This window comes from Granulicella sp. L60 (assembly GCF_009765825.1).
In the GTDB taxonomy this organism is placed as follows: Bacteria; Acidobacteriota; Terriglobia; order Terriglobales; family Acidobacteriaceae; genus Edaphobacter.
The window spans coordinates 405,881-419,891 of the sequence record NZ_LMUR01000015.1 but is presented as its reverse complement, the minus strand read 5'-3'; the positions used below and the strand labels follow the sequence as shown (position 1 = coordinate 419,891).

The 14,011-nt window shown below is 58.8% G+C and carries 15 protein-coding genes; 2 read left to right on the top strand and 13 right to left on the bottom strand.

What is annotated here, in order from left to right:
* The first annotated feature begins 55 nt into the window (after positions 1 to 55).
* Together GSQ82_RS09000 and GSQ82_RS08995 are read left to right on the top strand one after the other, a co-directional pair.
* A complete protein-coding gene (locus GSQ82_RS09000; RefSeq protein ID WP_254061524.1) occupies positions 56 to 1,741 on the top strand; it encodes a trypsin-like peptidase domain-containing protein in 1,686 nt (561 codons plus the stop codon).
* Between the two features lie 251 nt (positions 1,742 to 1,992).
* Positions 1,993 to 2,358: a peptidoglycan-binding protein gene (locus GSQ82_RS08995; RefSeq protein WP_254061523.1), complete on the top strand. Its 366-nt coding sequence runs from the start codon at positions 1,993 to 1,995 to the stop codon at positions 2,356 to 2,358.
* A 75-nt stretch (positions 2,359 to 2,433) separates the two neighbouring features.
* On the opposite strand, the gene GSQ82_RS08990 is transcribed toward GSQ82_RS08995, so the two are convergent.
* From GSQ82_RS08990 to GSQ82_RS08930, 13 genes are all read right to left on the bottom strand, one after another.
* Entirely contained in the window at positions 2,434 to 3,444 is a 1,011-nt protein-coding gene (locus GSQ82_RS08990) for a hypothetical protein (RefSeq protein WP_158791934.1), read from the bottom strand.
* A complete protein-coding gene (locus tag GSQ82_RS08985; protein WP_158791933.1) occupies positions 3,432 to 3,740 on the bottom strand; it encodes a FliM/FliN family flagellar motor switch protein in 309 nt (102 codons plus the stop codon). Before GSQ82_RS08985 ends, GSQ82_RS08990 begins: the two co-directional genes overlap by 13 nt.
* Before the next feature lie 35 nt (positions 3,741 to 3,775).
* Positions 3,776 to 4,789, bottom strand: a complete 1,014-nt coding sequence (locus tag GSQ82_RS08980; protein WP_158791932.1) for a flagellar motor switch protein FliM — start codon at positions 4,787 to 4,789, stop codon at positions 3,776 to 3,778.
* A gap of 65 nt (positions 4,790 to 4,854) precedes the next feature.
* Entirely contained in the window at positions 4,855 to 5,802 is a 948-nt protein-coding gene (locus GSQ82_RS08975) for a sigma-70 family RNA polymerase sigma factor (protein ID WP_254061522.1), read from the bottom strand.
* Between the two features lie 55 nt (positions 5,803 to 5,857).
* Positions 5,858 to 7,972: a flagellar biosynthesis protein FlhA gene (gene flhA / locus GSQ82_RS08970; RefSeq protein ID WP_158792206.1), complete on the bottom strand. Its 2,115-nt coding sequence runs from the start codon at positions 7,970 to 7,972 to the stop codon at positions 5,858 to 5,860.
* 5 nt (positions 7,973 to 7,977) lie between these two features.
* Complete coding sequence (locus tag GSQ82_RS08965; RefSeq protein WP_158791931.1) at positions 7,978 to 9,168, bottom strand: EscU/YscU/HrcU family type III secretion system export apparatus switch protein; 1,191 nt, start codon at positions 9,166 to 9,168, stop codon at positions 7,978 to 7,980.
* 24 nt (positions 9,169 to 9,192) lie between these two features.
* Complete coding sequence (locus GSQ82_RS08960) at positions 9,193 to 9,975, bottom strand: flagellar biosynthetic protein FliR (protein WP_254061521.1); 783 nt, start codon at positions 9,973 to 9,975, stop codon at positions 9,193 to 9,195.
* A 7-nt stretch (positions 9,976 to 9,982) separates the two neighbouring features.
* Positions 9,983 to 10,252 carry a flagellar biosynthetic protein FliQ gene (locus GSQ82_RS08955; protein ID WP_158791930.1) on the bottom strand — a complete coding sequence of 90 codons (270 nt, stop codon included), beginning with the start codon at positions 10,250 to 10,252 and terminating at the stop codon, positions 9,983 to 9,985.
* A 33-nt stretch (positions 10,253 to 10,285) separates the two neighbouring features.
* The gene (gene fliP, locus GSQ82_RS08950; RefSeq protein ID WP_254061520.1) at positions 10,286 to 11,107 is read right to left on the bottom strand and encodes a flagellar type III secretion system pore protein FliP; all 822 of its coding nucleotides are present in this window, start codon (positions 11,105 to 11,107) and stop codon (positions 10,286 to 10,288) included.
* Positions 11,108 to 11,193: 86 nt separating this feature from the next.
* Positions 11,194 to 11,505 carry a flagellar biosynthetic protein FliO gene (locus GSQ82_RS08945; RefSeq protein ID WP_158791929.1) on the bottom strand — a complete coding sequence of 104 codons (312 nt, stop codon included), beginning with the start codon at positions 11,503 to 11,505 and terminating at the stop codon, positions 11,194 to 11,196.
* A gap of 87 nt (positions 11,506 to 11,592) precedes the next feature.
* Positions 11,593 to 11,955 carry a FliM/FliN family flagellar motor C-terminal domain-containing protein gene (locus GSQ82_RS08940; protein WP_158791928.1) on the bottom strand — a complete coding sequence of 121 codons (363 nt, stop codon included), beginning with the start codon at positions 11,953 to 11,955 and terminating at the stop codon, positions 11,593 to 11,595.
* A gap of 25 nt (positions 11,956 to 11,980) precedes the next feature.
* Complete coding sequence (gene fliL / locus GSQ82_RS08935; RefSeq protein ID WP_158791927.1) at positions 11,981 to 12,553, bottom strand: flagellar basal body-associated protein FliL; 573 nt, start codon at positions 12,551 to 12,553, stop codon at positions 11,981 to 11,983.
* 188 nt (positions 12,554 to 12,741) lie between these two features.
* Entirely contained in the window at positions 12,742 to 13,977 is a 1,236-nt protein-coding gene (locus GSQ82_RS08930) for a flagellar hook protein FlgE (protein ID WP_158791926.1), read from the bottom strand.
* Positions 13,978 to 14,011: the final 34 nt, after the last annotated feature.

Below are 14,011 nucleotides of genomic sequence, written 5' to 3'. Positions count from 1 at the left end.
GCTATACTTAAGATTCATGCCGCGCACGCACTCCGGCTCTCAGGAACGTACAAGAATGAGGTTAGACCTACCGATGGACACACCGAACAGCACCCCTCCCACCTTTCTGGAACGCATTCGCAACCACCGGCTCACGGCCACCTTTACCCTCCTTGCCACACTTTCGATCGGAATCCTAGCCGGCTCTGTGCTCACCCGCAACGTAAGTGGCAAAGAGCAGACGGGCGTCAACTCAACCGATGCCAGGCCCATTGTGATCCCATCCCCCGTGGCTTTATCCAACGGCTTCTCCCAGATCGTCAAAGAGGTTGGCCCCGCCGTGGTCAACATCAACACGGAAGAGCTCCCGAAACAGTCAACCAACCGCCATGGCAAACGCGGCCTGCAGCAGCGCAACCCCAACGATCAGGGTGGCCAGAGCGGTGATGACGATGCCCAGTCTCCCGGTGACATGCAGGACTTCTTCAACCGCTTCTTCGGTGGCCAGGGTGGTGGTGGAGGCGACGACAGCGATAGTGGAGGAGAACGCCGAGCACTCGGATCAGGCTTCATCGTAGACGCTCGCGGATACATCATCACCAATAATCACGTCGTCGACAAAGCCGATAAGATCTACGTCAAGCTCTCCACCGACGCCGATGATCCCACCGATCCCGGCCGTCCCGCGACCGTGGTAGGTGTGGACAAAGACACCGACATCGCCGTCATTAAGATCGACACCAAAGAGCCCCTGCCTACCGCGAAGCTCGGCAACTCCGACGGCGCACAGGTCGGCGACTGGGTTCTCGCCATCGGCAGCCCCTTCTCTCTCGCGAAGACGGTCACCGCCGGCATCATCTCGGCGAAGAACCGCAGCATCGACGAGCCCAGCGCAAACGGCGTCTCCCAGACCCAGTTCCAGCGCTTCATCCAGACCGACGCCGCCATTAATCCAGGCAACTCCGGCGGCCCGCTCGTCGATATGGCCGGCCAGGTCGTCGGCATGAACACCGCCATCTACACCCAGTCGATGGGCTCGCAGGGCGTCGGCTTCGCCATGCCGGCCAACACGATCGCCAACGTCTACAACATGCTCATCGGACCCGAACATAAGGTAGTTCGCGGCTCCATCGGCATTCAGTTCCAGCCCGCCCAATCCTCTGCCGTCGCACGCGTCTACGGCTTCTCCACCGGCGTCATTGTCAACGTCGTTAGCCCCAACGGCGGCGCAGCCAAGGCAGGCATTCAGGCAGGTGACGTCATCGTCTCCATCGACGGACGAAGCATCAAGGATGGCGACGATCTGGTCAACGACATCTCCGCCCGTCGCGTCGGTTCTAGCGTCAAGCTCGGTTACCTACGCGAAGGCAAGCAAAACACCGCATCTGTCATGATTGGCGATCGTGCCAAGACATACGCGGATATCGTCGGGCAGTCAGACGATACTCCCGCGCCACAGGAAGCGGATGCAGGAGAGGGTACCCTTGGTATCAAGGTCACCGCCATCCCTCCTTCAATCGCTACCCGTTCAGGTGTCAAGAGTGGAGTCATCGTCACCAGCGTCCGTCCTGGTTCGTTTGCAGATGAGATTGGTCTCGGTAAGGGCGCCATCATCACCGCCATCAACCGCAAGCCGGTCACCGACGAAGCTAGTTATAGGGCCGTCGTCTCCACCCTCAAATCCAAAGACGATGTAGTCTTCGTGGTTCAGTCCGCCACGCAGAAGAACCTCAACTCCTATATCGGTGGCACACTGCCGTAGTATCCAGTCGCTGCACAGGGAGGGTAGAAACTTATCCTCCCTTTGCAGCGGTCGTTGCCGGTTTCCAAAACAATCCACCTCGAAAGAGGTAGCCGCAAGAGTCGATCTTTTTGTTGCACGGCAGGTTACTCCCGAGATACTCTGACATCATCTTCAACAGACTCTTTGCTCGATACTCACATCAAGGTATTCATCAAGCTATGCAGTTGAATAGAATCTTTTTAATCTCGACTCTACTTCTGGCAACGGCCGTGCCGTCCATAGCTGCCACTCACACTCGCCGCGGCCCTACTTCCCCAAGAATCTTCAATAAGCACTCCAAATCGAAGGTTTCAGCGAAAGCACCGGGCCAGCGCTCCATCGACGACGATCGCGCCTCACAGATTCAGGCCTCTCTCGTTAAGTCTGGCTACCTCTCCGGAGAGGGCTCAGGGCACTGGGACGCCCAGACCGAAGCTGCAATGCAGAAGTTTCAAAGCGACAACGGCTGGCAGACCAAACTGATCCCCGACTCCCGAGCTATCATCAAGCTTGGCCTTGGACCCGCACAAGACTCCGGGGTAGGTGCAATGTCATCCTCCATAAACACCCCCGCCTCTGGCTTCATGCAGCGATAAAACAATCTTCAAACATAAAAGAGGCCCGCGAGGACCTCTTTACGTTTCGACGAATCGTCTATTTATCCCTGCGTGTTATCTCTGATCGCCAATCGTGAACCCATAATCCATCACATCTTCGCCCGCTGCCCCCGGCAGGCTTCCTACCCTTCCAAGAGCACCTGACTCCAGCCACATTCTAAGCCAGTAGTACTGATGCACCCGGACAAGCCGAGCGGCCAGAGGCTGTCTCTGCTCCAGCAGCGCCGTGATTCGTGCCGACATGGAGTCTTTGTCTTCGAGCGACTCCAGCCTCATCTCCACTCCGTCACACGCCAGCAGTCTGCGTCGAGCGGCCTCGAACTGCTCACCCTCCACTACCCCGCTCTCGACCTTCAGCTCCGTCATCTGCTCCATGGCAAACGCAACCGACGCATCGAGACGGTCCATCGATCCGAGATAGAGTATCCGCGATCCAGCTACCCGAAGAGGAAGCAGCCCAAACGTCTCAACAAATATCTTCGGCATCACCAGCGCCATCGCTTCCGGAGAAAATCCCTCCGTCGTCAATACCGGGCAGCCCCATTGCATGCTGAGCCCGCGTGTCACCTTCTCCGGCTCTACCCCGCTCTCACGGATCAGCCAATCCCCAATCCTTCCCGTCCCGCTCTCGCGTTGTGCCTCCAGAGCCCTGCGAAGCTGCGGATGCGTAATCCAACCCTGTGCCAGCATTACCAGCCCCAGCGGTACCCGATGCCGATGTGGAGCAGCTATCGCGCGATCTCTATCACCCAGCTCGCGACGCACCGCTGCCTGAACCATTGCCAACACACAGCGTCCGCTGCAGCCCCATTGTCCTTCAAAGATCGGCCTCCGCCGGTTTCTCCAAGGCATCACCCATCCATTCGCACACTCCTCATGCCCGCAGATCCTCTTCGTCTGCGGCTGTCGCAGAGAAGCAGGCATACCTGTTCCATCAAGCTCGGCAAGAGGCTTCGAAGGTCTGAAAGCATCATCCTGCCACGCAGCTCCATACCCGGCATGCAGCCCATTCGACGCCAGAGTATCGCTCTCAAAACTGACTGTCTTCCTTGTTAAAAAAGGCATCGTATCGTCTCCAGTCTCAGTTGCGGCGTTGCAACCTCGGTGATGCGAAGCGCAAAGTTGCCGCTCACGACAACCACCTCTCCTCGCGCCACAATACGATCTCCAATCACCAGATCGACAGGCTCCGACACGTGCCGGTCGAGCTCCACAACATCTCCCGGCCCCAGCTCCAGCACCTCACGCAGCGGCATCTCGCGTGAACCGAACTGCAGCGTGGCGTCCAGCTCGATGTCACACAGCAGATTCACCCCTGGATCGAGTCCAGCGACCTCACCACTACCTACAACACTCTCCATTGCGTCTTCCTCTCTAGTCCACAGTCGTTGATCTGCTAGTTCACAGCCGTTGTTTCGGTCAAACTCCGATCTGTCAGAACATCACTCAGATGATCCATCTCACTCATGCCCTCAAGCTGCGCGCCACGATGTTCGCCCGTCCGCACCGGATGGGCTCGTCCGAACCGCAGTCCAGCCACACGCAGCTCTGAAGCCTCATGTTTCGCCAAAGGCAGACGAAGAACTGTTCCCGGCACAAGCGTCGTCAGCTCCCCTGCTCGCAGCCGCATCTTCGGAAACTGTAGAGCCGCGCCCACCTTCGTCTCGCCCATCAACTCACGCATTCGCGTCATCGCCTCCTTCGATCGTCTCTTCGGACGGTCTCCCTCCGAGATCAATCGCCGCAGAATAGCGTTCAGCACCACAGCGGGAAGACATAGATTCATAGCACCCTGCGCCTCCGGCATGCGCGCCTCGAAGCTCACGCACAGCGTCTTCTCCCCCGCAGTCATCATTCGGGCGACCGCCGGCTCCGACTCCCTCTTCTCGAAGACAAACTCCAGCCCCACGGACTGCCACGCGAGGTTCAGCTCCTGCACCGCCAGCTGCACCACCGAGGTCAGAATCGCCTCCTCAATCTCCGTCAGTTCCCGCGCAGGCCACGCTCGCCCGACGCCACCCAGCAGAACATCCACCAGTGGAAAAGCCAGCGCCAGCTCAAGCTCCAGCAACCCAACCGCACCGAGCGGTTCCAGCCGAATGGTACAAACATAACTCGGAGAGGATAGCCGTTCGAGAAACTCGCTGAACGGAAGCTGCTCGCCCGCAACCAGCTTCATCTTGAATGGCGTCCGCAGCCAAGCGCCCAGCGTATGCATCAGGTTGCGCGCAAAGAGATCATTGACCGAACTGATCGCACGCATCTGGTCATTACTGATCTGGCCAGCGCGGCTGAAGTCATATCGCTCCAGAGGAACTTCTGTATCCGACCCTGCCGTCTGTGTCGACGCCGCCGCTCCAGCCGCAGCAAACAACGCATCGATATCTCCCTGTCCAAGAACCTTCGCCATGCATCCTCTTTTTCTTTTCCCTGAATCTTTTTCTCGTTAGAGTTCTCTCATCCATCGACGTACGATCAACGCGTCGCAGACTTCCGCTTTGCACCACTAAGCGGTGCGTTCGCCGCAGAACCGCCCGCACGCAAACTAGCCAATGCCACGCGCAGCCTTAGCACCGCCGACGAATGAATCTGCGAGACCCTCGATTCCACGACGCCAAGTGTGAGGCCGATCTCCTTCATGGTCAGCTCCTCGTAGTAGTAGAGCGTCAACACCATTCGTTCCTTCTCGGGAAGTTCGTCGATCGCATCCGCCAGCCGTTGTTTCATCTCCCCCTTTAGACAGCGAAACAGCGGATCTTCCTCGGGAGAGCCTGGAATGTAAGCAAGCTCTTCATCGCCCGAGTCTTCGGATCGCTCCATGTGCAGGCTTCCAATCTCCAACCCCTTCAGATCCCCAAGCAGCAACTGATACTCGCCCAGCGTAAGCTCCATCTCCTGCGCGATCTCCTGCTCCGACGGCGCCCGGCCCACTCTCTGCGTCACCGCCCGTATCGCCTCTTCGACCGCCCTGCCCTTCCTGCGCAGCTCTCTCGGGCTCCAGTCCAGCGTCCTGAGCGAATCAAGGATCGCGCCACGAATCCTGAACTGGGCATAGCTCTTGAACTGCACCTTCTTGCTGTGATCGAACTTCGAAAACGCATCGATCAGCCCCACCACACCAGCCGAGATCAGGTCGTCAAGATCCACATGCTGAGGCAGCCGCTCATGAATGCGGCGTGCCAGATAGCGTACGGTAGGCAGATGCTCCATCAGCAGCAGATCGCGCTCAGTAGCACTACTACTCTCAAGTGTTCCCGCCGTCGTGGTTCCATCCTTCGAATACGAAGCCAACATCGCGGACTGCGCCAGTCCCGTCTCGTTTTCGTTCACTGCATGTCCCACAGACAAACCTCCTTTACCGAACGTCCTGCCCATCGACAACCCTTGCAAAACCTGTACCGGAATCGAATCCCCTGCGCTCATCACTTCCTCCATTCCAAATCTGCGTGCCCGTCTACCTGTCCTGCCTCAGCCGTCTTCAACCAACCGTCCCGACGCTTCGTACCCGAATCTCCGGAGGAATCTCCCCCGGCGCCAGCACCGTTATCTTTGGTAGAAACGGCTCCAGCCATCGCCTCAGGTGATAACGTGCCGGACTCGGACATAGAAGCACGGGCAGTGCCGAGGGGGAGGCTCCTCCGGTTAGGCGTTTCACAGACTCCACAAGCCGCTTCAGGAAGTCCGATGGCATCCCCGCCGGACGCGCTCCATCTCCCAGCAGCAGCCCCGCACGCTGCGGATCGAAGGTGTGCAGAAGATCGCTCTCCAGCGTCGGCTCCAGCACCAGCACACGCAGTCCGCCCTCGCCATCCAGCAGAGGATGCACAAGACCGCGTCCAAGCGCCTGCCGCACGCTCTCCACCAGATGCACCACGTTCTTCGACTGCTGCGCGGACTCCACCAAGATCTCCAGAATCATCCCTAGGTCGCGAATCGACACCTGTTCTCGCAGCAGCTGTTGCAACACACGCTGCACCTCGCCGAGCGTCATCAGCTTCGGTACCAGCTCTTCCACCAGCTTCGGATGCGTCTCGTTCATGCTGTCCAGCAGGCGCTTCACCTCCTGCCGTCCCAGCAGCTCATGCGCATGCCTGCGAATCAACTCGCCCAGATGCGTTCCAATCACTGTCGTCTGATCCACGACCGAGTAGCCCGCTGCCAGCGCCTGCTCCTCAAGTCCTGGCTGGATCCATCGCGCCTGCACACCAAACGCCGGCTCCTTGGTCTCCAATCCAGGCAGCGCCCGCGCCTTCGGATCTGCATTCACCGCCAGAAGACAGTTCTGCTCCGTCTGCCATCGTGCGATCTCAACGCCGCGCAGGCTGACCACATACTCGCGTGGCTTCAGCCGTAGATTGTCCGTAATATGAACTGGCGGAACGATAAATCCAAGCTCCGTCGCCAGATGCCGCCGCAGAGCACGCACACGATTCAGCATCTGGCCGCCCTGCTTCTCATCTACCATCGGAATCAGCTGAAAGCCGATCTCCAGTGTCAGCTCATCCATCTTCAACAGCGACGCCAGATTCTCGCCCTTCGACGCATCCGCGGCCTTACTCTTATCGCCCGTCGTCACAGACGCAACCGCAGCCTCGTCCGCCAGCAGCGAGGAATCCTTTGCTGCCGGAAGTTTGCGCGCAATCAATCCGATCCCAACTGCCATCAGAACAAAAGAGAGCTTCGGCAACCCTGGAATCAAGGCCAGCCCAAGCAACACGCCGCAAGCGATCCAAAGAGTATTCCGCCCACGCAGAAGCTGCGTCCCCAACTCTTCATTGAGCGATCCGGCTGACGATGCCCGCGTCAACACCATACCGCCGGCAATAGACACCAGCAGGCTGGGAATCATCGTCACCAGCCCATCTCCCACGGTCAGGATCGTGTAGGTCTTCACCGCGGTCGCCAGATCCGTTCCATGCTGCAGCACACCGATCAGCAGCCCCGCAACGATATTGATAGCCGTAATCAAAATCGTAGCCAGCGAATCCCGCTGGTTGAACTTCGCGGCGCCGTCCATCGCGCCATAAAACTCAGCCTCGCGTGCGATCGCCTGACGTCTCTTCCTCGCTCCCTGCTCATCGATCAAGCCAGCGTTCATATCGGCATCAATCGCCATCTGCTTACCCGGCAGCGCATCCAGCGTGAACCTTGCCGTCACCTCCGCCGTCCTCACCGCGCCGTGACTCACCACAAGGAACTGGATCGCAATCAACGCAAGGAACAGCACCAGACCCACCACATAGTTGCCCCCCACCACAAACTGCCCGAACGCCTCGATCACCGAGCCCGCAGCGTGCGTCCCCTCCTGGCCATGCAGCAGGATCCTCCGGCTCGAAGCCAGATTCAGTGAGAGTCGGAACAGCGTAAGCAACAGCAACAACGTTGGGAACACCGAAAAATCCACAGCTCGCTGAACCTGCACCGCCGTCAGGAACACAATCACCGACGCAGTGATCGATGCCGCCAGCAAAATATCCAACACCGCGCTGGGCATCGGAATAATCATGACGAAGACCATGCTGATCGCCGCAATCGGCAGCAGCAGTGTCTGCAGCTTCGCTATCTGAAATCCTTTACTCTTCTCCATCGTCATCTCACTCACATTCCACCTCCGAAACCATGTATCCCAGCCACTCCCATCGCTCCCGCACCAGCCCGCCAGTCCAACGCTGCATTACCCCGTTGCGTCTTCTGCGCTCGCTCTTTCGCCTCACGTTCCTGCTTCACTCGTTCCTGAACCTTCTGTCTATAGAGATAAGCCAGAATCCCCGCGACCGCCGCGTACAGCTCAAATGGAATCGACTGACCCGGTTCGACCAGCTTGTATAAACTCCGCGCCAAGGGCGGGTTCTCGATGATCGGAATACCCGCCCACTGCGCTTCCTCTCGAATCTCTGCGGCATGCAGATCCCGCCCCTTCGCAAGCACAGTCGGCGCCGACATCGTCTCGAAGCTGAACTCCAGTGCCACCGCATAGTGCGTGGGATTTGTAATCACCACACTCGCCCGCGACATATCCGCCTTCATTCTGCGTTTGCGCATCGCGCGCTGCATCTGCCGGACCTTCGCCTTGATCTGCGGATTCCCCATCGCATCCCGCATCTCTTCGCGCATCTCCTGCTTGCTCATCTTCAAACGTTGATTCCAGCTCCTCAACTCGATCGCGTAGTCCAGCCCCGACCACGCCAACGTCAGCCACGCCGCATCGAGCGCTAACCCGTACGCTGTCGAGAACGTCTCCGGCAACCTCACCAGGCTCATCACCGGCATGGGAATCAGCAGAGCCTTCAGCGCGCCCCACCCCAGCACCACCATCACTGCTGCCGGCACTAGAGACTTCACCAGCCGCGTCGCCGAACGAAGGCTGAACAGATTTCCCAGATTCGTCACCGGGTTCAACTTCGAAAACTTCAACTCCACTGCGTTCGGATAGATCTGCAGCCCCCCGCTCTGTGCGATGCCCGACACCAGCGCCCCAATAAAACTGGCAGCCATAATCATGCCCACCGGAGCCAACGCCGGTGCTAGCATTCGCCGCACGGCAGCGTTCCAAAGCTGCTCGCCGTTCTGCCCATCCACGCCACTCACCCCAACCACCGCCGAGCGCAGACTCGACATATACACTCCACCCCAACTGGCGACAAACCTGGGCGACATCGCCCCCAGCGTCACAACTCCACCCAGCATCGCCATCGCAGACAGTAGTTCGCGACTATGCGCACTGTCACCCTTCTCCTTTGCCTTCTTCTTTCGCTGCGGAGTTGCCTTCTCTGTCCCCTTATCCGCCATAACGCCTCGCGATCACTCTCGTCTTCATGCGCGCACCAGCAACTTCGCCGCCGCGTCCAGAAGCGCCGTAAAGTGGCGTTCAATCCATCCAGGCCACACCGCCAGGCTCGCGATCAGGACCACATAGGAGACCAGCGTCTTCACCGGAACACTGATGACCATCGCCGGCAGTTGCGGCGAAAGCCTCGCCACAAGCCCGATCGTTATCTCCACCGCCATCGCCGCAGCCATCACTGGAGCGGCCAACTGCAACCCTGCCAGAAAGATCCCGCTCGCCATCATCGCCAGCGCAGCCCCAGTCTTAGCCTCAATCAGCGCCTGTCCAACCGGCACCGCGCTAAAGCTGCGAACCATCGCTGCCAGCATGCTGCGATCTAGTCCTGAGCCAATGATCACCAATATCCCCAGCCATCCCAGCATCTGTCCCAGAACCGCCGTCTCGATCATCGAGTTGGGATCGAGCAGATTCACCAGCGAGAAGCTGAACTGCAGCCCGAGCAAAGTTCCGGCGAACGACAACGCTTCGTTCAGCAGCATCAGCGATAGGCCGAACACCAGTCCCACGCCAAGCTCGCCCAGTAAGGCCCTTGCATCGAGCACCGCCCTCGCCCCAGGCACCGCCGCTACCACCGGGGCCAGAAGCACCGTCATCGCGAAGACAAAGCCGGCCTTGATCCGCGGCGCAATCGCAGGCGATGAAAAGATCGGACCAAACACCATCAAACCGCTCAGTCGCACCATGACAAGCACCGCGGCACTCAGATACTGTGGCCAACTATCGATCAACGTGCTCAGCTCGTGATTCATGCCGCCTCTATCCCAGGTACTTATGAAAGCCAGTGAACATATGCACCGTAAAACCAACCAGCCGATGCACCATCCAGGGCAGCACCGCGACCATCACGACAAAGACCACCGCCAGACGAGGAACCGCCGTCAGCGTCTGCTCCTGCACGCTGGTCAGCGTCTGCACCAGGCTCACCAGAACGCTCACCAGGCATGCCGTCACCAGCAGGGGTGCGCTCAACATCATCGCCTCAATCAAGACCCTCCGCATAATCTCCACCGTCTGATCCGGTCCCATCGTTAGCCTCCAAATCCCTTCAACTCGCGTGCTCTAAAAACTCTTGATCAACTGATCCGCCAGCAGACTCCAACCATCCACCATCACAAACAGCAGAATCTTCAACGGTGTCGATATCACGACCGGCGGCAGCTGCATCATGCCGATCGAGGTCGTTACGCTCGCTACCACCAGATCCACCAGCAGAAACGGCAGGAACAACACCGCACCGATCTGAAACCCCGCCTTCAACTCACTCAGCATGTAGGCCGGCACAACCACCTGAATCGGCAGGTCCTCCTTGCGATTAGGACGAACCGCCATTCCCGCCGACGCAAACACCGCCAGATCTTTCTCACGCGCATAACGCAGCATGTATCGCTTCACCGGCGCTATGCCAAGGTCCAGTGCCTGCGCTCCGGTGATGGTCCCAGCGCTGTACGGATTCACCGCAGTCTGCTCCACCTCCAGCAGCACCGGCTGCATCAGAAACCACGTCATCATCAGCGCCAGCCCCATCAGGATCTGGTTCGACGGCGCCGTCTGCGTTCCCAATGCCTGACGCAGAAAGTGAAAGACAACCAACAGCCGTACCAGTGGAGTCATCGACAACAGAAGCGCAGGAAGCAACGTCAGCAAGGTCAGTCCGAACACAATCGACCACGGCACACTCTTGCTTCCGGAAAGTTCCTGAGCGATCGAATCGTTCTTCTTGCCCCCGCCCGCGCCCTCCGCCCCACTCCCATTAGTCCCCGAACTATGCGTCTTCGCCTTAGCCGCGGACGTTCGCTCCCTTCCCGAAGCGTGCGCCCCTCCAGACTCACCGGCCGCGTGCTTCACCCAGAACGAATCCGGTGCCAGTATCACTGCAACCATGCCCTGACGCTCGATCTGAGCATGAAGCGCAGGCGATGCCACAGTCAGCCCAGACAGAATCCACCATACCCATCGCAATCGGAGCCCTACTCGCATGTCTCATCCAAACTCTTCGCCAGGTCCTTCAACAAACCCTTGTCTTCGAGCCGAACAATCGACTCCACACTCTCCAGTCCGCCTCCAATCAGAAAGCTCTCACCCCCGCAGGTCACCAGCATCAGCTCTCTCTTGCCACCCAGAGAAAGCCTCTCTACCAGCCGAAGCTGCTTTGGCCGAGCCTCGCGTTCGCCGCGCCAGCCGCTGAGCAGAGCGATCGCCCAGCCAGCCAGCCCCTCCACCTTCGGAGCGCCCGCAGCCCTGATCTCAACTCTTCGTCCCGTGCCGTGCAAAAGTTGCATATCCTCACTCCGTCTCATAAGCCTTCGTTCGCTCCACACAAATTCGCCATGTCTTCAATTCGCCATCGCGCTGTCCGACGCCGATCCCTACCCGAGCCGCGTCAGCCGCAGAGCCATTCGCTGTTCCTGCACCTCAAACTCAGTCCAGCCCAGCTGCACCTGGCCCACCATCAATGGCACATCCTCGGTCGCGGGCGAAGCGCTCGAAAACACCTGTCCGATCTTCAACACCAGCAGATCGCTAACCTTGAAGTGCGCCAGCGCCACTCCCACCCGCATCGTCACCCGTAGCTGTCCAAGTACATCCCACGACGGATGTTCTTCGATGCGATTCATCCACGGTGTCACCAGATCTGCCGTCGCTGGCACCCCCGATATCGCCGTCTCCATCTGTCCACTGGCCCGTGCTTGAAACTGTGCATCGCGCCTCGCAAGCTCTGTCCCCGTCATCGCCCCTCCATCCCCCGCTTACCTGTCAGCGCTGCACCAGGAAATCTGTAAAGAAAACATCCACTACCTTCAGGTCAGTGTTCTGCGCACCAAACGCCGCCTTCAACTCCGCCTTCAGGCGCTCTTTGCCATCGGGGGCCAACAGGCCATCCGCCGTCTGCCGCCCCAGCACCGTAAGCACCGTATCGCGCGCCTCGGCCATCGCCTCATCCCCGGCTTTATTGTCTTTGGCTGCCTCTTCCTTCGGCTTCGCATCTCGCTTGGTCGCCGCATCGGCTACTCGCATAGTCAAGGCGACGCGCAGGTAAGAACTACCTCCGGCATCGGCAAGATTCACCAGCAACGGCTCCAGCGCCATCACATGGGTTGTCATCGGAACGGCGGCTTCGGCTTTGTGTGCAGAGCTGTCGTGTGCAGGAAGACGGCCAGAGCGCACCAGATAGTACACGACCCCGCCAACAACAAGTGCAGTGACCGCAACCCCCATGACAGCTGCAAGTACAAGAGGAAGGACGGGAAACTTAGGTGTTGTCGGAACCGCCGCAGAGCCAACCGCAGCCGAAGGAGAACTCGCCAAAACTGTAGGAGAACTAGCCATGATGCTGAAGAGAAATGCAACCGAAGGGCCAGTCACGCACAGCCGAAGATTAGCGAATCTTCAAGATCAAAAGAACAGCGCAGCAGATGCGCCTGCTCATTTGAAAAACAGCCTGGGCGGCCAGCCGATGGGAGCCGATTCTTCGGTCCCTACCCGCTACGCCGCCGCAGCCTGCAAGTCGAACGTCGTTACCGGACCATCGCCAATACATCCTGCGAGACAGTATCGAAGGTCGTCACCGTCTTCGAATTTGCCTCGAAGGCTCTTTGCGCCACAATCAGATTAGAAAATTCTGTTGAAATGTTTACGTTCGACTGTTCCAGCGCGCCGTCATCGATAGTGCCTCGCCCACCAGCCCCGGCTACACCAATCGTCGCCTGTCCCGAGGCCGCCGTCGTATTGAAGTTATTACCGCCCGATGCCGTCAGTCCCGCCGTGTTGGCAACCGTCGCCACCGCAACCTGACCGATCGTCGAAGTCCGTCCATTGCTGAACTGCGCGGTAATCACGCCGCTCGGATCCACGGTGAAGCTCTGGTAGACGCCGCTGGTAAATCCATCCTGGGGGGCCGCCGTGTTGGTCGAAGCCGACGCCAGTTGGGTCACCGTTGGACTTCCGCTGCTGCCATTCAAGTTCCAGTTAAAGCTCAGATCGCTCGCTCCATCCGCCAACCCGGGAAATGTAATATTACTCACGCTTCCCGTCGGTGACACAAGATTTCCCGATGAATCAAACGTCAGTGTTCCGGTGTTGTTCGTGGGCGTTCCGGTCGCATCTCCGGCCGGCAGCGTTACCGAATAGCTCCACGTGTTCGTGCCCGTCTTTGTATAGTTCACCGTCGCCTGATGACTCTGTCCGAGGGAGTCGTAGACCTGCACCGGCGAAGAGAACGCAGTACCCACGGTCGCATTCGAATTCAGGTTTGCCGTCACCGAGAAGTTCTGCGTGGCCTGGGCTCCTTCGTTCACACCCACAGGAATCGTAATCGGCGCCAAACTGGTGTTTTGGTTCACCACGCCATTTACCGCCGCATAGCCCATCACCTGCTGACCATCCTGCGTAATCAGATCGCCGTTCGAGCTCAACTCAAAGTTTCCCGCTCGCGTCAGCGACTGCACTCCGCCCTGTTGCACCACGAAGAATCCGTTGCCCTGCAGCGCCATATCCGAAGAGTTCGGATTCGCATCCGGCAGAATCGTGCCCTCTGAGAAGTCCGTGCTCGTACCCGAGACCTGGGTTCCGGCTCCAACCTGAATCGCATCTCCCGATCCGGACTGACCGATCTGTTGATAGAAAAGATCCTCGAACGAAGTTGTCTGACCCTTGAACGCAGTCGTGTTAAGGTTCGCCAGATTGTTGCCGATCGTGTTCAATGCGACTGAATCAGCATCCAGTCCAGACAGTGCGATAGAAAAATTTCCCATGACCCTTCTCCTATAATTCCTTCCGGTTACAGTT

Coding starts and splice junctions, on each gene's coding strand:
- GSQ82_RS08955 (WP_158791930.1), bottom strand. CDS start 10,252: ATGGGACCGGATCAGACGGTGGAGATTATGCGGAGGGTCTTGATTGAG.
- GSQ82_RS08990 (WP_158791934.1), bottom strand. CDS start 3,444: ATGCCTTTTTTAACAAGGAAGACAGTCAGTTTTGAGAGCGATACTCTG.
- GSQ82_RS08930 (WP_158791926.1), bottom strand. CDS start 13,977: ATGGGAAATTTTTCTATCGCACTGTCTGGACTGGATGCTGATTCAGTC.
- GSQ82_RS08960 (WP_254061521.1), bottom strand. CDS start 9,975: ATGAATCACGAGCTGAGCACGTTGATCGATAGTTGGCCACAGTATCTG.
- GSQ82_RS08975 (WP_254061522.1), bottom strand. CDS start 5,802: ATGAGCGCAGGGGATTCGATTCCGGTACAGGTTTTGCAAGGGTTGTCG.
- flhA (WP_158792206.1), bottom strand. CDS start 7,972: ATGACGATGGAGAAGAGTAAAGGATTTCAGATAGCGAAGCTGCAGACA.
- GSQ82_RS08945 (WP_158791929.1), bottom strand. CDS start 11,505: ATGCAACTTTTGCACGGCACGGGACGAAGAGTTGAGATCAGGGCTGCG.
- GSQ82_RS08965 (WP_158791931.1), bottom strand. CDS start 9,168: ATGGCGGATAAGGGGACAGAGAAGGCAACTCCGCAGCGAAAGAAGAAG.
- fliL (WP_158791927.1), bottom strand. CDS start 12,553: ATGGCTAGTTCTCCTACAGTTTTGGCGAGTTCTCCTTCGGCTGCGGTT.
- GSQ82_RS09000 (WP_254061524.1), top strand. CDS start 56: ATGAGGTTAGACCTACCGATGGACACACCGAACAGCACCCCTCCCACC.
- GSQ82_RS08985 (WP_158791933.1), bottom strand. CDS start 3,740: ATGGAGAGTGTTGTAGGTAGTGGTGAGGTCGCTGGACTCGATCCAGGG.
- GSQ82_RS08980 (WP_158791932.1), bottom strand. CDS start 4,789: ATGGCGAAGGTTCTTGGACAGGGAGATATCGATGCGTTGTTTGCTGCG.
- GSQ82_RS08940 (WP_158791928.1), bottom strand. CDS start 11,955: ATGACGGGGACAGAGCTTGCGAGGCGCGATGCACAGTTTCAAGCACGG.
- fliP (WP_254061520.1), bottom strand. CDS start 11,107: ATGGTTGCAGTGATACTGGCACCGGATTCGTTCTGGGTGAAGCACGCG.